The 19,357-nt window shown below is 70.8% G+C and carries 16 protein-coding genes; 4 read left to right on the top strand and 12 right to left on the bottom strand.

Going from position 1 to position 19,357, the window contains the following annotated elements:
- Nucleotides 1-194 precede the first annotated feature (194 nt).
- From FNV62_RS19050 to FNV62_RS19035, 4 genes are all read right to left on the bottom strand, one after another.
- Entirely contained in the window at nucleotides 195-1,457 is a 1,263-nt protein-coding gene (locus tag FNV62_RS19050; RefSeq protein WP_143601598.1) for an MFS transporter, read from the bottom strand.
- Nucleotides 1,454-2,782: a GH1 family beta-glucosidase gene (locus FNV62_RS19045; protein WP_181360883.1), complete on the bottom strand. Its 1,329-nt coding sequence runs from the start codon at nucleotides 2,780-2,782 to the stop codon at nucleotides 1,454-1,456. The genes FNV62_RS19050 and FNV62_RS19045 overlap by 4 nt, the downstream gene beginning before the upstream one ends.
- Before the next feature lie 173 nt (nucleotides 2,783-2,955).
- Nucleotides 2,956-3,222, bottom strand: a complete 267-nt coding sequence (locus FNV62_RS19040) for a protealysin inhibitor emfourin (protein WP_060896474.1) — start codon at nucleotides 3,220-3,222, stop codon at nucleotides 2,956-2,958.
- A 32-nt stretch (nucleotides 3,223-3,254) separates the two neighbouring features.
- A complete protein-coding gene (locus FNV62_RS19035) occupies nucleotides 3,255-4,328 on the bottom strand; it encodes a M4 family metallopeptidase (protein ID WP_054235462.1) in 1,074 nt (357 codons plus the stop codon).
- Nucleotides 4,329-4,681: 353 nt separating this feature from the next.
- Between FNV62_RS19035 and leuA the strand changes: the two genes are divergently transcribed.
- From leuA to FNV62_RS19015, 3 genes are all read left to right on the top strand, one after another.
- A complete protein-coding gene (leuA, locus tag FNV62_RS19025) occupies nucleotides 4,682-6,403 on the top strand; it encodes a 2-isopropylmalate synthase (protein WP_097284668.1) in 1,722 nt (573 codons plus the stop codon).
- 186 nt (nucleotides 6,404-6,589) lie between these two features.
- Nucleotides 6,590-7,285, top strand: a complete 696-nt coding sequence (locus FNV62_RS19020) for a TerB family tellurite resistance protein (RefSeq protein ID WP_060896476.1) — start codon at nucleotides 6,590-6,592, stop codon at nucleotides 7,283-7,285.
- A gap of 97 nt (nucleotides 7,286-7,382) precedes the next feature.
- Nucleotides 7,383-8,582 (top strand): sialidase family protein, encoded by a 1,200-nt coding sequence (locus FNV62_RS19015; RefSeq protein WP_144315443.1) that lies wholly within the window; start codon nucleotides 7,383-7,385, stop codon nucleotides 8,580-8,582.
- A 172-nt stretch (nucleotides 8,583-8,754) separates the two neighbouring features.
- Here FNV62_RS19015 and FNV62_RS19010 read toward each other — a convergent pair whose 3' ends face one another.
- From FNV62_RS19010 to FNV62_RS18990, 5 genes are read right to left on the bottom strand one after another with little or no spacing between them, the layout of a single operon-like run.
- Nucleotides 8,755-9,690, bottom strand: a complete 936-nt coding sequence (locus tag FNV62_RS19010) for a dihydrodipicolinate synthase family protein (RefSeq protein WP_144315442.1) — start codon at nucleotides 9,688-9,690, stop codon at nucleotides 8,755-8,757.
- A 19-nt stretch (nucleotides 9,691-9,709) separates the two neighbouring features.
- Nucleotides 9,710-10,759, bottom strand: coding sequence for an ABC transporter ATP-binding protein (locus FNV62_RS19005; protein ID WP_143608039.1), 1,050 nt, complete (start codon nucleotides 10,757-10,759; stop codon nucleotides 9,710-9,712).
- On the bottom strand, nucleotides 10,756-12,735 hold the full coding sequence (locus tag FNV62_RS19000) for a dipeptide/oligopeptide/nickel ABC transporter permease/ATP-binding protein (RefSeq protein ID WP_143613342.1): 1,980 nt from the start codon (nucleotides 12,733-12,735) through the stop codon (nucleotides 10,756-10,758). Before FNV62_RS19000 ends, FNV62_RS19005 begins: the two co-directional genes overlap by 4 nt.
- A complete protein-coding gene (locus FNV62_RS18995; protein ID WP_060896480.1) occupies nucleotides 12,732-13,691 on the bottom strand; it encodes an ABC transporter permease in 960 nt (319 codons plus the stop codon). The genes FNV62_RS19000 and FNV62_RS18995 overlap by 4 nt, the downstream gene beginning before the upstream one ends.
- Nucleotides 13,692-13,696: 5 nt before the next feature.
- Nucleotides 13,697-15,325, bottom strand: a complete 1,629-nt coding sequence (locus FNV62_RS18990) for an ABC transporter substrate-binding protein (protein ID WP_143608037.1) — start codon at nucleotides 15,323-15,325, stop codon at nucleotides 13,697-13,699.
- A gap of 210 nt (nucleotides 15,326-15,535) precedes the next feature.
- Here FNV62_RS18990 and FNV62_RS18985 point away from each other — a divergent pair, with 210 nt between their 5' ends.
- The gene (locus FNV62_RS18985; RefSeq protein WP_225900294.1) at nucleotides 15,536-16,285 is read left to right on the top strand and encodes a FadR/GntR family transcriptional regulator; all 750 of its coding nucleotides are present in this window, start codon (nucleotides 15,536-15,538) and stop codon (nucleotides 16,283-16,285) included.
- Between the two features lie 55 nt (nucleotides 16,286-16,340).
- Here the strand turns inward: FNV62_RS18985 and FNV62_RS18980 are convergent, their stop codons facing one another.
- The 3 genes from FNV62_RS18980 to FNV62_RS18970 form a co-directional block, all read right to left on the bottom strand.
- Nucleotides 16,341-17,462 carry a hypothetical protein gene (locus tag FNV62_RS18980; RefSeq protein ID WP_144315441.1) on the bottom strand — a complete coding sequence of 374 codons (1,122 nt, stop codon included), beginning with the start codon at nucleotides 17,460-17,462 and terminating at the stop codon, nucleotides 16,341-16,343.
- A gap of 101 nt (nucleotides 17,463-17,563) precedes the next feature.
- The gene (locus FNV62_RS18975; RefSeq protein WP_144315440.1) at nucleotides 17,564-18,412 is read right to left on the bottom strand and encodes an ABC transporter permease; all 849 of its coding nucleotides are present in this window, start codon (nucleotides 18,410-18,412) and stop codon (nucleotides 17,564-17,566) included.
- The gene (locus FNV62_RS18970) at nucleotides 18,409-19,323 is read right to left on the bottom strand and encodes an ABC transporter ATP-binding protein (RefSeq protein WP_179858160.1); all 915 of its coding nucleotides are present in this window, start codon (nucleotides 19,321-19,323) and stop codon (nucleotides 18,409-18,411) included. The genes FNV62_RS18975 and FNV62_RS18970 overlap by 4 nt, the downstream gene beginning before the upstream one ends.
- Nucleotides 19,324-19,357: the final 34 nt, after the last annotated feature.

The raw sequence follows: 19,357 nt of genomic DNA, 5'->3' as shown, positions 1-19,357 counted from the left end.
CTGCGGATTCGTTGATCACGCGGACCGGAACGGCTCCCGCAACATCCGTGCTCGTGCGTGGGAATTGCGGCGACGCGGGGCCCCGTCAACGGCCTCCGCCCCACTCCGGACACCCAGGAGCGGGGCTGGACGCAAACGCAGCATCACCGCCAGTGATGCCCGTTGTGCAAGCCCGGCGCTTTAGCGCGGGCGGTTTACTCCACGCCCCTGATCCGCCCCACCAGCAGTGCCCCCGCCAGGCCGATCACCGCCGCCACCAGGTACAGCACCCGGTAGCCGCCCAGATACGTCACGATCGGGGCCGCCAGGGCGGGGGCGGCGACCTGGGGGAGGGCGTTGGCGACGTTGATGACGCCGAGGTCCTTGCCGCGGTCCATGGCCTTGGGCAGGACGTCCGTCATCAGCGCGAAGTCGACGGACGTGAAGACGCCGAAGCCGATGCCGAGGACCGCCGCCGCGACGATCGCGCCCGGCCAGGTCTGCCACCCGGAGAGGACCGCCGTCGCCACCGCCATGAGGACGCCCGACCAGATCACGAACGGCTTGCGGCGGCCCACCCGGTCCGACCACACCCCGCCGACCACGACCGTGGCGAGGAGGGTGACGCCGTTGACCGCCGTGAGGATCAGTACGCCGTTCTCGGGGTCGTCGTAGTGGAGCCGGTCGCGGAGGTAGTACAGGAGGTAGAGCAGGACCAGGGCGTTGCTCAGGTTGATCAGGAAGCGGGTCAGCCAGGCCCAGGCCAGGTCCGGGTGGCGGCGCGGACTCAGCCAGAAGGAGGCCGCGAACGTGCGCCAGGACCAGGCGGGCCGGGCCGAGGCCGGCAGCCGCAGGTCCTGGTAGCGCAGTACGTACGGCAGCACACCCACCAGCGTGAACACCGCGCACGCCGCGTAGCCGCCGCCCACACCCCCCGCCGCCGTCGCGAGGCCCGTTCCGCCCACCACGCCCAGGATCTGTGCCGCGCCCAGCCAGCCGCCCACCGAACCCCGCTGGAGCCGGGGCACCCGGTCGGGGACCGCCGCGGTGATCGCGGCGAAGGCGGCGTTCAGGGTGAGCTGGACCAGGCACCAGCCGGCCGCCATCGTCCAGACCCCGCCCGCTCCCGCCAGGAGCAGCAGGGAGAGGGCGCCGCCCGCCGAACCCGCCACGATCCACGGCGTACGGCGGCCCCACCGCGCCGTCGTCCGGTCGGACAGCGCGCCGAAGAGCGGGTTGGCGACCAGCGACACCACGGCGCCCGCGCCCGTGACCCACGCCAGCATCGTCTCCTTCGACATGCCGGTGCCGGGCGCGAAGTCCTCCGCCTGGGAGGCCAGCAGGATCTGCAGCGGGCCGTACCAGCCCACCCAGATCGCCCCGTTGGCGAGCGAGAGCGCCGAGGTCCAGCCCCGGCCGACCCGCTCGACGGGCTCGGCGAGCGCCCCCACGTCCGCGACGGGGTCCGCCGCCGTCATCCCCGCGCCCGCAGCGCGTCGCGCAGCCAGGTGTACGACGCCTTCGGGGTCCGCTTCAGCGTGTCGTAGTCGACGTGGACCAGGCCGAAGCGCCGCGCGTACCCCTCGGCCCACTCGAAGTTGTCCAGCAACGACCACACGAAATACCCGCGAACGTCCACGCCCTGTTCCAACGCCCGGTGCAGCGCCCGGACATGGCCGTCGAGGAACGTGATCCGCTCCTGGTCGTCGATGCCCTCGTAACTGCAGCCGTTCTCGGTGATGACGACCGGGAGGAGGCGGTCCCCGTAGCGCTCGCGGAAGCCCACGAGCAGCTCGGTCAGCGCCTCGGGGACCACCGGCCAGCCGAAGTCGGTGACCGGGTAGCCCTCCAGTTCCCGTACGGAGAAGGGGAGTTCGGCGGGCAGGGTCAGTCCGCTGAACTCGATCTCCGCGCCCTCGGGGGCGCCCACCTTGGTCGGCTGGTAGTAGTTGATCCCGTACCAGTCGATCGGCTCCGCGATGACCTTCAGATCCGCCTCGACATCGCCCGGCATCAACTCCCCGATGCCGTCCGGGTATCGGCCGAGCAGCAGCGGGTCCGCGAACAGGCGGTTGAGGAGGAGGTCGTAGAAGTCGGCGGCCTCCACGTCCTCGGGCTGCCCGGAGGCCGCCCAGGTCGGTCCGTGCGAGTTGGCGATGCCGATGTCCGTGACGCCGGCCGCGCGCAGTGACCGGACGGCGAGGCCGTGAGCCAGGAGCTGGTGGTGGGCGACCGGCAGCGAGTCGAACAGGAGCTGTTTGCCCGGAGCGTGGGCGCCGAGCGCGTGGCCGAGCAGGGTGTGTTCGGCGGGCTCGTTGAGGGTGATCCACTTCTTGACGCGGTCGCCGAGACGGGCGGCGACGACACCGGCGTACTCGGCGAAGCGCTCGGCCGTGTCGCGGTTCAGCCAGCCCCCCGTCTCCTCCAGCTTCAGCGGGAGGTCCCAGTGGAAGAGGGTGGGTACAGGGCGGATGCCCGTCGCGACCAGGGCGTCCACCAGCCGGTCGTAGAAGTCGAGGCCGCCGGGGGAGTTCACGCGGGGCCAGGAGATCGAGAAGCGGTACGCGTCCACGCCGAGGTCGGCGAGGAGGGCCACGTCCTCGGGGTAGCGGTGGTAGTGGTCGCAGGCCACGTCCGCCGTCGAGCCGTCCTTGATGTGGCCGGGCTCGGCCGTGAACGCGTCCCATACCGACGGGTCGCGTTCGGCCGCGGCTCCCTCGATCTGGTGGGCCGAGGTGGACACGCCCCAGAGGAAGCCGGGCGGGAACTGCGGTAGGGGGTTCGTCGCCATGCGCGCGATCATCCTTACCGACAGTAAGGGAAGTCAACGGGTTGGTGTGAACTGGAAGTTACGGCTTTTAGGGCGCCCATACGGAGGGGCGGTGCGGTGGGTTTCGCGGCTGCGGGCCGGTGGGGGCTGGGCGCGCAGTTCCCCGCGCCCCTAAAAGATCAGGACCGTGCCCCTTGCTTCGAAAGCTACGCGCCCTCCTTCAGGACCCTCGAAATCAGACTTCGCTGCTCCTCCGTCAGTCTCGGATCGGCGGCGTAGACCGTCTTCCCGTTCACCGTGATCTCGTAGCTGAAGCCGTCGGGGACCCCGGCGGGGCGCGTGCCCTGGCCGGAGGCGATCGCCTGCTCGGCCAGGGCATGCCACTCGGGGGCGTCGGAGCGCCCCGAGGTGTCCACCTCGGCATGGCGCTCGATGCCCGCGAATCCGCCCGTGCGCCTTACCTGAATACGCATGGGTCCTGTCTAGTACGAGTCGGGCGCCGAAGCTACGACGTCGCCACCCCGACCTGTTCCCAGGCCTTCGTGACGGACTGGAGCTCCTCGCCCTCGCCGTACCGGCTCCTGGCCTGGGCGACCGTCAGCTTGGCGAAGTCGGAGAAGCTCGCCTGGGACTGGAGCTCGCCGCCGGTGAGGACGTCGTACCAGATCTGCCCGGCGCGCTCCCAGGCGTGCCCGCCGAGGGACTGGGCGACCAGGTAGAAGGCGTGGTTGGGGATGCCGGAGTTGATGTGGACACCGCCGTTGTCGCGGCCGGTCTTCACATAGCCGTCCATCGTCGCGGGCTGCGGGTCCTTGCCGAGCACGTCGTCGTCGTAGGCCGTGCCGGGCTCCTTCATGGAGCGCAGCGCCTTGCCGGTGACGCGCGGGGCGAGCAGGCCCGCGCCGATCAGCCAGTCGGCGTCGGCGGCGGTCTGGCCGAGCGTGTACTGCTTGATCAGCGAGCCGAAGACGTCCGACATGGACTCGTTCAGGGCACCCGGCTGGCCGAAGTAGGTGAGGTTCGCCGTGTACTGGGTGACGCCGTGGGTCAGCTCGTGGCCGATGACGTCGACCGGGATGGTGAAGTCGAGGAAGATCTCGCCGTCGCCGTCGCCGAACACCATCTGCTCGCCGTTCCAGAAGGCGTTGTTGTAGTCGACGTCGAAGTGGACGCTCGCGGTGAGGGGCAGGCCCTCGCCGTTGATCGAGTTGCGGGCGTAGGCGTTCAGGTAGAGGTCGAAGGTGGCGCCGAGTCCGGCGTAGGCGCGGTTGACCGTGGCGTCCTTGCCGGGCTTGTCGGCCTCGCCGCGGACCTTCTTGCCCGGCAGGTCCTGGTGGTGCCGGGCGTCGTAGATGGTGCGCTGCGGCTTGTCCGCGGGCGCGCCCTGGGGCGGGGCCACGGTGGGCGCGCCGATGACCGTGGTCAGCCGGCGGTGGGTGCGCTCGAAGGCGTCGCGCTCCAGGGTGCGGCGCGCGGGCCCGGCGAGCGCGGGGTCCTCGTGCTGGGCCAGCGTGTCGAGGACGTGGGGCGGCACGATGGTGCAGAAGACAGGCTCGAAGCCTGCCGGGTTCGCGGTCATGCCCGGCACAATTGCACTGAGTTACCCCGCTGTCACTACCGGCAACCAAGATTGTGTGAAATGCGGCGATAAGGAGCCCGGCGGTCCGCTCTCCAGTGGTATGAGGATTCACTCTGAGTGGTGCGCCACACTTTTTGTCCGTTTTCTTCCTTATGTGGTCACGATCCCGCATACTGATACAGCCCTCCGGAGAGAGTGAGGCTCGGCTAGGCTGCGGAGCATCATGCGTATCGGGCTGCTTCTCCTTAGCTGCCGCGGCGAGGGCCTGTAGTCGAGGCCGACCCCCTCCCCGCGGAGTTCGGCGTTGCGCCGTCGGCCGTCCTTCCGGACACCCTCTGAGGAGCCCACGCATCATGCCGAACTTCCAGCAGTCCACCTCCATGCCGGTCCACAAGTACGGCAAGTACGAGCAGGTGGACATCCCTGACCGCACCTGGCCGGACAAGCGTGTCACCGTCGCCCCCCGCTGGCTGTCGACGGACCTGCGGGACGGCAACCAGGCGCTGATCGACCCGATGTCCCCGGCCCGCAAGCGCGAGATGTTCGACCTGCTCGTGAAGATGGGCTACAAGGAGATCGAGGTCGGTTTCCCGGCCTCGGGGCAGACCGACTTCGACTTCGTCCGTTCGATCATCGAGGACGAGACCGCGATCCCGGACGACGTCACGATCTCCGTACTGACCCAGGCCCGCGAGGACCTGATCGAGCGCACGGTGGAGTCCCTGGTCGGCGCCAAGCGCGCCACGGTCCACCTGTACAACGCGACGGCCCCGGTCTTCCGCCGGGTCGTCTTCCGCGGCTCCAAGGACCAGATCAAGCAGATCGCCGTCGACGGCACGCGGCTGGTCATGGAGTACGCCGAGAAGCTGCTCGACGAGCGGACGGCGTTCGGCTACCAGTACAGCCCCGAGATCTTCACCGACACCGAGCTGGACTTCGCCCTGGAGGTCTGCGAGGCCGTCATGGACGTCTGGCAGCCCGGCCCCGGCCGCGAGATCATCCTCAACCTGCCCGCCACGGTGGAGCGTTCGACGCCGTCCACGCACGCGGACCGCTTCGAGTGGATGTCGCGCAACCTGTCCCGCCGCGAGTTCGTCTGCCTGTCCGTGCACCCGCACAACGACCGGGGTACGGCCGTCGCCGCCGCCGAGCTGGCCCTGATGGCCGGCGCCGACCGCATCGAGGGCTGTCTGTTCGGCCAGGGCGAGCGCACCGGCAACGTCGACCTGGTCACCCTGGGCATGAACCTGTTCTCGCAGGGCGTCGACCCGCAGATCGACTTCTCGAACATCGACGAGGTCCGCCGCACCGCCGAGTACTGCAACCAGATGGAGGTCCACGCCCGTCACCCGTACGTCGGCGACCTCGTCTACACCTCCTTCTCCGGCTCCCACCAGGACGCCATCAAGAAGGGCTTCGACGCCATGGAGGCGGACGCCGCCGCGAAGGGCGTCACCGTCGACGACATCGAGTGGGCCGTCCCGTACCTGCCGATCGACCCGAAGGACGTCGGCCGTTCGTACGAGGCCGTGATCCGCGTCAACTCGCAGTCCGGCAAGGGCGGAATCGCCTACGTCCTGAAGAACGACCACAAGCTGGACCTGCCGCGCCGGATGCAGATCGAGTTCTCGAAGATCATCCAGGCGAAGACGGACGCCGAGGGCGGCGAGGTCACCCCGAAGGACATCTGGGCGATCTTCCAGGACGAGTACCTGCCGAACCCCGACAACGCGTGGGGCCGTATCCAGGTCAAGGCCGGCCAGACCACGACCGACCGCGACGGCATCGACTCGCTGACCGTCGAGGCCTCGGTGGACGGCACCGACACGGTCCTGACCGGTACCGGCAACGGTCCGATCTCCGCGTTCTTCGACGCCCTGCAGTCCGTCGGCATCGACGCGCGCCTCCTGGACTACCAGGAGCACACGATGAGCGAGGGCGCCTCCGCGCAGGCCGCCTCGTACATCGAGTGCGCGATCGACGACAAGGTCCTGTGGGGAATCGGCATCGACGCGAATACGACACGCGCGTCGCTGAAGGCCGTGGTCTCCGCGGTCAACCGCGCGGCCCGCTGAGGACTTTGACCGGCACTTTCGGGGCCCCGCCCGCCTTTCGAGGCGGGCGGGGCCCCGTCGTATACCGGCCAATCGCCGTGGAGATCACGGAAAGGTCTCGTCCAAGGTACTGACTCTGCCTCAACAATGTGGCTAACATCACGCCAGCGCGGCGATGTTGCCGCGGCGTTACGGAGGTGTGCGAGCGTGCTGCCAGGATGGGGACGAAACGGTCGTGCAGTGCAGATTTCCCGCATCCTAGGCACCCGTACCGCGTGGACCACCATGGGGGACGGCGAGTTCTTCTGCCCGGGCTGCGGGGGCGACCGCAACTACCAGCGGCTGACCGGCCGGCGCCGCTTCACCCTCCTCGGCGTCCCGGTCCTGCCGCGCGGTGACACGGGACCCGTCGTCGAGTGCGCCGCCTGTGGCCGCCACTACGGCGCGGACGTCCTCGACCACCCGACCACCACCCGCTTCTCGGCGATGCTCCGCGACGCCGTCCACACCGTCGCGCTCGCCGTGCTCGCCGCCGGCGGCGCCTGCTCCCGTACGTCCCTGGAGACCGCGGCGACCGCGGTGCGCTCGGCCGGCTTCGACGACTGCACGGAGGACCAGCTCGGCGCCCTCGTCGAGGCGCTCGCCGCGGACACGGGCCGGATCTTCGGGGAGCCGTGCGGGGCGGGCCTCGCCATAGAGCTGCACGAGGCCCTGGATCCGCTGGCGCCGCACCTCGCCGCGACGGGGCGCGAGTCGATCCTGCTCCAGGGTGCCCGGATCGCCCTGGCGGACGGCCCGTACACGCCCGCCGAACGGGACGTCCTCGCCACCGTGGGCGCGGCGCTGACGATCTGCGCGGACGACGTGACGCGACTGCTGGCGGCGGCGCGCACGCCCTCGTAGGGAGGGGGCGGGAGTGACAGTCGGTGACTCAGGGTACGGTGTGAGCGACACGCCGTAACCGGACCCTCGTCTTGCGCGGGGGAGAGCGGGGACCACCCTGAGCCGCAGTCTCGCCGCCGCCCTGGCCGTCGGCCTCCTCGCCACCGGCGCCGGCGTCGCGTCCGCCGCCGCCCCCCGTCCCCGTACCGACTGCGCCTCCTCCGTGCCGTACGCCGCGGGAAAGGGCGGTTACGACACCTACCGCATCCCGGCGGTCGTCACCACCCGCGCGGGCACGGTGCTCGCCTTCGCCGAGGGGCGGCGCGACGGCGCGGGCGACAGCGGCCACATCGACGTCGTCCTCAGACGCTCCTTCGACGGGGGCTGTACGTGGGGTTCGCTGCGGGTCGTCGCGGCGGGGGCCGGGGACACCCGGGGCAACCCGGCGCCCGTCGTGGACCCGCGCACCGGCCGGATCGTCCTGGTCACCTCCTACAACAGCGGCGCGGTGAGCGAGGCGCGGATCATGCGGGGCGAGGTCACGGCGCGCCAGGGCCGCCGCGTCTTCGTCCAGACGAGCCGCGACGACGGCGTGCGCTTCTCCGCTCCCCGGGACATCACGGCCGAGGTGAAGCCGCCGGGCTGGCGCTGGTACGCGACGGGCCCCGGCCATGCGATCGCCCTCCGCCACGGCCCGCACGCCGGCCGTCTGGTCGTTCCCGCCAACCACTCCGCCGCCCCGCCCGCGGGCTCGACCGACACCGGCCGGGAGGCCAAGTACTACGGGGGGCACGCGATCTACTCCGACGACGGCGGCCGTACCTGGCACCTGGGCTTCACCGACCGCACCTACGACGGCCGGGTCGACGCCAACGAGAGCGGCGCGGCCGAACTCCCCGACGGGCGCCTGTACTTCAGCGCCCGCGACCAGGGCGGCAGCACCCCCGGCAACCGCCTGGACACCTACTCCAGCGACGGCGGCGAGACCCTGGACCGCCCCTACGCGATCCAGCCCACCCTGGACGACGTCCCCGCCGTCCAGGGCAGCGTCCTCCAGCTCCAGGGCGCCCACGCCCCCTTGCTCTTCTCGGCCCCCTCCGTACCCACCGCCCGCCGCGCGATGGCCCTCTGGCGCAGCACGGACGGCGGCACCACCTTCACCCGGGCGACGACCCTCTCCTCCGCGCCCGCCGCCTACTCGGACCTGGTGGACCTCGGGCACGACCGGGTCGGGATCCTGTACGAGACGGGCTCGACACGGCCGTACGACAGGATCGAGTTCCGGCGTCTGCGCCTGCCGGGTCCGCCCGTCAGGTGAACGCGGGCAGGACCTCGCGCTCGAACAGGCGCATGCGATGCCAGTGACGGAGCGGAAGGGGGCGGCGAGGTCGTCCTGGGCCCGCCAGGCCCCGTAGGCGTTCGTCTCGTGGAGGAAGAAGGACAGACGGTCGGCCCACCTCTACGGCTTGCTCTCACTTCCAGGGCTTGCTCTAGAGCAGGCCCGCCCCCGCCAGGTACTTCCCCACCCGCTCGACCTCCGCCTCCGACAGCGGCACCTGCGGCTCCGCCGTGGCCGGGCAGGCGATGACGCCCCGCAGGTGCAGGGCCGCCTTGAACGCCCCGAGCGCCGACGAACCCCCGCCCATCCGGGCCGGGTCGCCCACCCCGACCATCCCGAACAGCCCGCACAGCCGCTCCTGTTCGGCCCGCGCCCGCTCCCAGTCGCCCCCTCGGCAGAACCGGTCGAGCCGTACGTACCCGTGCGGGTCGACGTTGGCGAGACCCGGCACGGCCCCGTCCGCCCCGAGTGCGAGCGCGGAGTCGACGACGAGTTCGGACCCGGTGAGAGTGGTGAAGCCGGTGATGTCGGGGTGGGCGCGGGCGCCCGTGACGACGGCGCGGAAGGCGGCGAGGTCGCCGCTGGAGTCCTTGAGGCCGCTCAGCACGCCCTCCGCGGCGAGGGACAGGACCAGCTCCGCGCCCAGCTTGGTGTGGACGGACACCGGGATGTCGTAGGCGAAGACGGGGACGGACGAACGGGCGGCGACCAGGCGGAAGTGGCGCGCGATCTCCGCCGGATGGGTGCGGGCGTAGAAGGGCGCGGTCGCCACGATCGCGTCCGCGCCCGCCGCCGTCACATACGCCACATGGTCCAGCACCCTGGGCGTGGTCATGTCGATCACCCCGGCCAGCACCGGGAGCCGGCCGGCCGCACGGGCGACCACCGTCTCCACCACCAGCCGTCGCTGGGCGTCCGTCAGGAACGCCGCCTCCGAGGACGAGCCAAGGACGAACAGGCCGTCGACGCCGCCGTCCACCAGGTGCTCCACGAGCCTGATGAGTGAGGGGACGTCCACCTCACGGTCCGGTGTCAGGGGCGTGCAGACGGGCGGAACGACACCGGTCAGCGGGGTGGGGATCGGCATGAAGGCTCCCTCGGGACGATCAAGGCTGCTGCTGGGCGGGGATGTCGGCCACGGCGGGCGCCGCGGACACGGCCTGGGCCACCAGGTCGCGCGTCGACTGGTCCTCCTCGACAGGATGGTGGCACCGGAAGCGGTGGTCCGGCGTCGACGCGGCCGTGAAGTCCGGCATCACGCTCACGCAGTCCTCGTCGGCCTTCCAGCAGCGGGTGCGGAACGGGCAGCCGGTCGGCGGGTGGGTGGCCGAGGGCACCGGGCCCACCAGCGGGATCGGGTCGATCGGGTGCAGAAGGCCGGGCGTGGCGGAGAAGAGGGCCCGGGTGTACGGGTGCCGGGCGCGGTCGGTGACCCGGGCGGCCGGGGACTCCTCCACGATCCGGCCGAGGTACATCGTGATCACCCGGTCGCTCATCCTCCGTACCGTCTGGATGTCGTGCGAGACGAAGACCAGGGCCAGGTCCAGGCGCTCCTTCAGGTCCAGCAGGAGGTTGAGGATCTGGGCGCGGACCGAGACGTCCAGCGCGCTCGTCGGTTCGTCCGCCACCACCAGGTCCGGGTCGAGGGCCAGGGCGCGCGCGATGGCCACCCGCTGGCGCTGACCGCCGGACAACTGGCCGGGCAGGGCGTCCGCCAGGGCGCGGGGGAGGCCCACCAGGGACATCAGCTCCCGCACGCGGTCGTCCCGTTCCCGTGCCGTGCCGCGCCGGTGCACGTCGAGGGGGTCGCGCAGGATCCGGCGTACGGGCAGGCGGCGGTTCAGGGCCGTCGACGGGTCCTGGAAGACCATGCCCGTGCCGGCGCCGACGGACGCCCGTCGCTCGGCGGGCCGCATCGACCACAGGTCACGGTCGCGGAAGCGCACGGTGCCGGACGTCGGCCGCTGGACGCCCACCAGCACCTTCGCCAGCGTCGACTTCCCGCACCCGGACTCGCCGACGACGCCGACCGTCTCGCCGGGCGCGACGGTGAGGTCGGCGCCGGTCAGGGCGTACACCCGGTCGCGGGTGAACAGGCCGCCGGAGCGGGCCTTGTGGACGACATGGGCGTCGGAGAGGGTGATGAGCGCGTTCACTGGACGGCCTCGCTCTCCGTGGTGATCAGATCGACCGCGGGGTGATGGCACGCGGCCGTGTGTGTCCGGATGCCCAACAGGTCGGGCGCCGTCGTCCGGCACACCTCGCTCGCCAGCGGACAGCGGTCGGCGAACCGGCAGCCCGCCGGGAAGTCGGCGGGGGCGGGCACGACCCCCTTGATCTGCGTCATCCGTTCGGCCGCCGACTCCAGGGACAGGACGCTGCCGAGCAGGCCGCGTGTGTAGTGGTGGGCCGGTGCCTCCACCAGGTCCGCCGTCACGCCCGTCTCCACGATCTGCCCGCCGTACATCACCACCACCCGGTCCGTGACGTCCGCGACGAGGGCCAGGTCGTGCGAGACGAGGATCAGCGCGAAGCCCAGCTCTTCCCGCAGCTTCAGCAGCAGGGTGATGATCTGCGCCTGGACCGTCACGTCCAGGGCCGTGGTCGGCTCGTCCGCCACGATCAGTTTCGGGCCCCGGGACAGGGCCATCGCGATCAGGACACGCTGGCGCTGGCCGCCGGAGAGCTCGTGGGGGTAGCTGCGCAGGGTGCGTTCGGGGTCGAGACCGACCAGGGCGAGCAGCTCGGCGGGGGTCTGCCTCCCGCCCCGGCGCACCAGCTGCTTCAGCTGCGCCCTGATCGTCATCGCCGGGTTCAGGGACGACAGCGCGTCCTGGTAGACCATCGCCATCTCGTGGCCCAGCAGACGGCGTCGTACGCGCATCGGCTCGCCCACCAACTGGCGCTGGTCGAAACGGACATGGCCCCGGACCCGGGCCCCCTTCGGTTCCAGGCCCATCACCGCGAGCGCCGTCAGCGACTTGCCGCAGCCCGACTCGCCGACCAGGCCCAGGACCTCACCGGGGTGCACGTCGAAGCCGATGCCGTCGACGATGTCCACCCCGCCGTGCCGGGCCTCGAAACCGATGGCGAGGTTCTCCACGGAGAGGACGGGCCGGCCGGTGGGCAGGGGGCGGGCCCGGGAGCGCAGCCGGGCGGCGGCCTCCGTCAGACCGGGGAGCTCGAGGACCTCTCCGCTGCCGGGCTCGGGAGCCTCCAGCCGGTCACCGGCGGTCGCCTTCGCCGCCACCTCCCGCGCCACGGGTGCCGCCCACGCGTCCGAGACGCCCTCGGAGAGGATGTTCAGCGACAGTACGGTGATCAGCATCAGCAGACCCGGGAAGACCGTCGCCCACCAACCGCCGGTCAGCACCATGTTCTTGCCGTCCGCGATGACACTGCCCCAGGACGGGTCGGGCGGCCGGACGCCCGCGCCGATGAAGGACAGCGAGGCCTCGAAGACGATGGCCTCGGCGACCTGGACCGTGCAGAACACCAGCACGGGGGCGGCGCAGTTGACCGCCACGTGGCGCAGCACGATGTGCGGGGTGCGGGCGCCGATCACCCGTTCCGCCGTCACATAGTCCTCGCCGTACTGATCGAGGACGTTCGCGCGGACGACCCTGGCCACCGACGGCGTGAACAGGAACGCGATCGCGCAGATCAGCACCGTGATGCCGCCGCCGAAGACCGCGACCAGGACGGCGGCCAGCGCGATGCCGGGGAACGCCATCACGACGTCCAGGCAGCGCATCAGCGTCTCGTCGACGGCCCCCCGCGAGGTCGCGGCGATCGCGCCGAGGAGCGCGCCGACGACGAGGGCGAGGGAGGTTGCGCCCAGGCCGATCGCGAGGGACCAGCGGGCGCCGTACATCAGCCGGCTCAGGATGTCCCGGCCGAGGCTGTCCTGCCCCATCCAGTGACCGCCTGAGGGGGCGCCGGTGCCGTCGACCTGCGGTTGCTGGTCGAGCGGGTCGTGCGGGGCGAGCAGGGGCGCGAACACGGCCAGCAGGACCACGAGGGTGAGGAAGCCGAGGGCGATCCGGGAGAGGACGGGCAGGCGTCGCAGTCGGATGCCGGGCCGGGTGAGGCCCTCGGTGAGACGTCGGCGGGAGAGCGGGGGGATCGTCACGTGGCATCCCTCAGTCGCGGATTGACCAGCAGATACAGGATGTCGATGGCGAGGTTCACGACCACGAACCCGGTGGCCGTGGTCAGGACGACGCCCTGGACGACCGCCGGGTCGCCGTTCTTCACGGCGTCGATCATCAGCTTGCCCATGCCGGGGAGCGAGAAGATCGTCTCGATGACGACCGCGCCGCCGAGCAGATAGCCGACGCGCAGGCCGAGCACGGTCAGCGGGTTGATCAGCGCGTTGCGGAGCACATTGCGGCCGACCACGACCACCGGCGGCAGTCCGCTGCCGATCGCCGTGCGGACGTAGTCCTTGTCCAGTTCCTCGACCACGGCCGTGCGCACGATCCGGGTGAGCTGGGCGGCGACCGGGAGGGAGAGCGCGAAGGCGGGGAGCGTCATCGTCTTCAGCCAGCCGCTCAGCGAGTCACCGGGGTTGATGTATCCGCCGGTCGGGAACCAGCCCCGGTCCACGGCCAGGTACTGGATCATCAGCAGCGCCAGCCAGAAGCCGGGTGCCGCGACCCCGGTCAGCGACACGACCCGGATGACCTGGTCGGGCAGCCGGTCGCGGTGGATCGCGGCGGTGACACCGCCGAGCAGCGCGAGCACCACCGCGATGGCGAGGCCGAGAAAGGTGAGCTGGAGGGTGAGCGGCAGCGCGGTGGTGACCTGGTCGACGACCGGCGCCCGGGTCAGCGCGCTGGTGCCCAGGTCGCCGTGGAGCAGATCGCCGATGAAGTGGACGTAACGCACCGGGAGGGGGTCGAGCAGGCCGTTCTGCTGCCGGAAGTCGTGCAGTTGCCGCGGAGTGGGGTTGGCGCCCTGGAAGAACGCGGACGCCGGGTCGACGTCCGAGAACCGCATCACCAGGAACACGAACAGCACGATGCCGAGCATCAGCGGCACGAGCAGGGCGACACGGCGGGCCAGGATGCGGACGATGGCCGTCATCTACGTCAGGCCCACTTGGCCTGGAGGAGGTTGACGCCCGGATAGGGCTGGGCCCTGATGCCCGTGAGTTTCCCGGGGTCCCAGGCCGTCATCAGCTCGTTGTGCACGACCGGGTAGAGCACGGCCTGTTCGGCGACGACGTCGATGTAGTCCTGGATCATCGTCTTCTTCTTGTCGGCGTCCGGCTCCCGCGTCGCCCGGTCCATGTCCTTGAAGAGCTGTTTCGCGACCGGGTCGCCCGCCCACCGGGCGTACTGCATCCACAGGTTCTCGGGGCCGTAGTTGTAGTGCATGATCAGGTCGGCGTCGAGGCCGAACTGGTTGGGGTTCGAGGCGGCGGCCACCACCTGGTAGTCCTGTTTCTGGTCCATCTTCGTGAAGACGGCCGTCGTCTCCTGCGGTGACAGTGTGGTCTCGACCCCGATCGCGTCCCAGGACGCCTTGATGGTCGGCAGGCAGTCGACGATCCAACTGACGTTCACGGACAGGATCTCGATCTTCAGCCCGGAGACCCCGGCGGCCTTCAGGAGCTGCTTGGCCTTCCGCGGGTCGTAGCCGTACACGGTCTTCGCCGGCCGGTAGGCCGGGTTCCCCTCGTTGAGGAACGAGCTCGACGGCCTGCCGTGTCCGTGGAGGGCGACCTCGACCATCTTGCCGGTGTCGATGGCGTAGTGCAGGGCCTGGCGCACCCGTACGTCGTCGAAGGGCTGGTGCTTGGTGTTGAACATCAGGAAGAGGTTGTTCATCCCCGCGCCGCCCTCGACGGTCATGCCGCCCTTCCTCAGCTGCTCGATGTTGGCGTACGGGATGTTGTCGGCGATCTGGGCCCCGGCGCTCGCGCCCGAGATCTTCGCGACGCGCGGCGCCGCGTCCACGATCGTCAGCCAGTTCATCTTCTTGAAGGCCGGCCTGCGTGGACCGTTGTAGGCGGTGAACGCCTCGAAGGTGGTGTTCGACTTGGGGTGGTGGGCGGTCTGCCGGTACGGCCCCGAGCCCACCGCCTTCCCCTTGATCGCGTCGTCCCAGGCACCGGGCTGGGAGAACACGTGCTTGGGCATGATCTTCGCGAGGGTGAGTCGTGCGATGCCTTCCGGGAAGGGGAACTTCAGCACCAGTTCGACGTTCGACGCGTCGATCTTCCGGACCTCCTTCAGCCAGCTCGCGAAGAAGCCCTTGCCGAGGGTCTGCGTCTTCGGGTCGAGGATCCGGTCGAAGACGAAGACCACGTCGTCGGCGGTGACGGGCTTCCCGTCGTGGAAGGTGGCCCCGGCCCGCAGCGTGAACTTCCAGGACGTGCCGCTGAGATCGCCCGGCACCTGGGTCGCGAGCGCCGCGTACGGCTCGCGCGAGATCGGGTCCGTGTCCAACAGCCCCTCGTAGATGTGGTTGTTGGCCGCCATGGCGAAGGCGGACGCGGTCTGCGTCGGGTCCCAGCTGCCGTCGTTCCCGTAGCCGATGACGGCGGTGAGCGTCGCGTCCTTGCCGCCCTTCCCGCCGCCGGTGTCATTGGTGGACTGCGGCCCGGACGAGCAGGCCGCCAGCGAGGAGGAGAGGGCCCCGGCCGCGGCGAGGGCGCCGGAGTACTTCAGGAAACGTCGGCGGTGCAGCGCCGAGTGGTCGGTCACGTCGCGCACGGTTCCTCCAGAGAGAGGCGGGAGATACGACGTCCTACGTCATGGTGGGCAGCGTGACCATAAGAGGGCCCGTGAGGGCGGTCAAGGGATCGCACACGAATGGCGTATCTTCCAGAGGTGCGACCAATGAAGCCCTGAAACACGGGTAGTTGGTGCTGAATCCGCCCGGAGGTGGGACGTCGGATGTCCAGTGAGCGTACGATGCGGCGCATGTCTGAGGAGACCGGGAACCGGCGCGGGCCCGAGCGCAGGTCCGAGCGCCGGGTGAGCAGTCAGATCCAGCGCGAGGTCATGCAGCTGATCCTCGACCGCAGACTCCAGGCGGGCGCCCCGCTGCCCACCGAGACCGAGCTGATGCAGGACCTCGGCGTCAGCCGCAACTCCGTCCGCGAGGCCCTCAAGGCCCTGCAGGCCCTCGACATAGTCGACATCCGGCACGGCTACGGCACCTACGTGGGCGAGGCCTCGCTGACCCCCTTCGTGGACGGCCTGACCTTCCGTACGCTCGCCCAGCCCGACGACAAGAACGAGACCGGGGCGCTGGCGGAGATCCTCCAGGTACGGGAGGTGCTGGAGGAGGGGCTGATACGCCGGGTCGCGGCCGTGCTCACCGAGCCGGAGCTCGACCGCCTCGAAGCCGTCGTGGCCGAGATGGAGGAGGCGGGCCGCTCAGGGCGCCCCTTCCCGGAACTCGACCGCGAGTTCCACGAGTTGCTGTACGCCTCGCTCGGCAACGCGCTCGTGCCGCAGCTCCTGGGCGCCTTCTGGACCGTCTTCAGCCGGGTCGCCGGCATACGCGGCTGGACCGACGACCCGTCCCCCGAAATGACCGTCCGCCGCCACCGCGACATCGTCACCGCTCTGCGCGCCCGAGACGTGGAGGCCGCCCAACGCGCGATGGCCGACCACTTCCGCGGCATCGAGGCGAGGGCGGCCCAGGAGTCCAGGGGAGTGGGCTGAGTACGGGGTCGTAGGGGGTCGTACGTTCCTGTCCGGCCCTGGGTCCTGTCCGCCTCTAGACGTCGGCCAGACGCCACACCTGGAGTTCCTTCGTGTCCTCGGCGATCGTGTACCAGCTGCCGTCGCCCAGGGTGTTCGGCACGCCGGACGTCGGGAAAGGGTAGGTGACCTCGCCGAGCAGCCGCATGTCCCGCACGTCGACCAGCCAGTGCCGTCCCGTCCCGTACTCCTCGTCGGCCTCGGTGGTGCCCGCGATGACGGTGTGTTCGTCGAGGAAGCCACCGTAGTAGTCCCAGTGCACCTCGGGCTCGTCGTTGTTCGGGTCCAGGGCGGGGTGATCGGGTATGACCTCCTCCGCGTCCAGCTCCGACACCACCGAGCCGTCCTCGACCCGGTGCAGGGACAGGAGCTCCTGATAGTGGGTCACGGTCAGGAAGTGCTCGCCCGACGGGCTCACGGCGAGCAGACACCGGTCGTCGTCGATCCGTTCGACGGAGAGCCGCTCACCGTCCCAGCGGCCCCACAGCAGCGGCGCCCCGTCCTGCCCCTCGCCGACGCTCAGCCCCATCTGTCCGGGGTCCGGGTGCGACACGTGCCCCGAACCGGCGGCCACGGTCTGGGTGTCCGCCCGCCCGAGGACCGTCCCGTCCGTGGCGTCCAGCACCAGCCACTCCTCGATCACTTCCGGATCCCCGCCCCCCGCCGCGAGCGGCCCGCGCACATGGGCCCACACGAGCTTGCCGTCCGCGGAGAAGACCACCGAGCCGCTGTCGGCGTACAAGTGCCCCCGACTGTCGGTGTGTTCGCCGGGTTCGCCGTATTCGTCGAACGAGGCGTGCATCTCCCGGCAGCTCCCCTCCCAGCAGCCGTGCCGCACCTCCCACAGGCTGGCGCCCCGCCGGTCCACCGCCCGCACCGCGTGCACGCCCGCGAAGACGGCGACGTCCAGCCCCGGCGACACGGTGCACGTCCCGAAGCGGCGCGGCCACGGCAACGGGAAGCGGGCCACCGACGCCTCCCCCGCGAGCGCCGCGGCCAGGTCGTACGCGGCCAGCTGGGTGTCGTCGCTCTGGAGGATCAGCGTCCGGCCGGGCAGGCACCGCTCTCCTGGGAAACCGGCCGTGGCCGACTCCAGCGGGCCTGCGAGCGTGGTGACGAGACGGGCGCTCGCGGACATGGTTCCTCCAGTGCGCGTGATGCCGTACGGCGTTGTGTGCGTGAGGTGCACAGTACGGCCGCCCACTGACAATCCCGTACGCGGCCGTCCCGTACGACCTCTCACACGTCCCGGCGGTCCACCGCCACCACGACGATCACCGCCGACACCACCGCCCACGCCCCCAGCACCACCCAACTGCCCGTCACCGTCGCCCCGTAGCGAGGGAGCCGGGTGAAGGGATCGTGGCCGTAGGCGATGTCGGTCAGCCGCGTCCAGGCGTTGACGGGCATGGCGTGCCGCACGGCGGCCGTCCAGCGGTAGCGGTCGGTGATGAAGCTGGGGACGAGGAGCAGGACGGCGGTGACGGCGACCATCGTGCTCGCGCTGTGCCGGATCAGGGCCCCCAATGCCATGCCCGCCAGCGCGCAGACCGGGGCGAGCAGCGCGGAGGCGACGACCACGCGCAGAGCACCGACGTGGGTGATCGACACGGCGGCGTCACGGGTGGTGAGGATCGCCTGCGTCGAGGCGAAGGAGGCACTCGCGACGAACGCGCCGTACAGCGTCATGACCGCCGTCACCACCACGACCTTCGCCGCCATCAGGGCACGCCGGTCCGGGACGGCCGCGAGGGTCGTACGGATCAGGCCCGTCGAGTACTCCCCGACGACCGTGATCGCGCCGATGCTCGCCGCCGCGAGGACCAGGATCAGTGCCGATCCGTCGGTGAAGGCGTCACGCAGGGCCAACTCCCACGCGATGGAACGCATTTGGGGGTTGTAGCGCGGATAGTCGTGCGCGTGCACCCGTGCCGCGTTGGCGTTGAAGCCGATGACGGCGAGGGCGCCCGCGCCGAGCGCCCAGTAGGTCGAGCGCAGGGAACGGAGTTTGATCCACTCGGCGGCGAGGAGATCGGTGAACCGCGCGGCGGGGTGTGCGGGAGTCGGGATGAGGGCGAGAGTGGTCATCGGGCGTCTCCGGCGAGGAACTCGGTGCTTTCGGCGGTCAGTTCCATGAAGGCGGCCTCCAGGGACGCGGTCTGCGGGGTCAGTTCCTCGAGCAGGATCCGGTGACGGAAGGCGAGTTCACCGATGCGGGCCGCGCTCAGGCCCGTCACCTTGAGGGTCCGGTCGTCGTACGGCGCCACCGCCGCGCCCTCCTCGGACAGCGCGGCCGTGAGCTGCGCGAGGTCCGGCGTCCGCACGGTCACCGTCGGCCGGGTGCCACGCTCCGCGAACGCGGTCACGCTCTCCGCCGCGATCAGCTCACCCCGGCCGATGACGATCAGCTCGTCCGCGGTGTGCTCCATCTCGGACATGAGATGGCTGGAGACGAAGACGGTACGACCCTCGGCCGCGAGCCTGCGAAAAAGCTCCCGCACCCACAACACACCTTCAGGATCCAGCCCGTTGAGGGGTTCGTCGAAGAGCAGCACCGGAGGTTCGCCGAGCAGCGCGGTGGCGATGCCGAGCCGCTGCCGCATGCCCAGCGAGAACCCGTCGACCCGGCGCCGCGCCGCCGCCCCCGCGAGCCCCACCTCCTCCAGCACCTCGTCCACCCGGCTCCGGGGGATGCGATTGCTCCGCGCCAGCGCCTCCAGATGGGCCCGCGCGCTGCGTCCGCCGTGCACATCGCCCGCGTCGAGCAGCGCGCCCACGTGCCGCAGCCCGCGCGGATGACGCCGGAACGGCTGCCCGTCGATCGTCGCGCTCCCGCCGGTCGGGCCGATCAGCCCGAGCAGCATGCGCAGCGTCGTCGTCTTGCCCGCGCCGTTCGGGCCGAGGAACCCGGTGACGCGCCCCGGGCGCACCTGGAACGTCAGATTCCGTACGGCGGTGGTGTCGCCGTACCGTTTGGTCAGTTCGTTGACTTCGATCACACGGACCACCGTCTCGTCGGCGCCCCGCCGCGCG

This window comes from Streptomyces sp. RLB3-17, from assembly GCF_007113425.2.
GTDB classification, from domain to species: Bacteria; Actinomycetota; Actinomycetes; order Streptomycetales; family Streptomycetaceae; genus Streptomyces; species Streptomyces mirabilis_D.
Note: the sequence above shows the minus strand (reverse complement) of the source record. Positions and strands in the feature narration are given on the sequence as shown.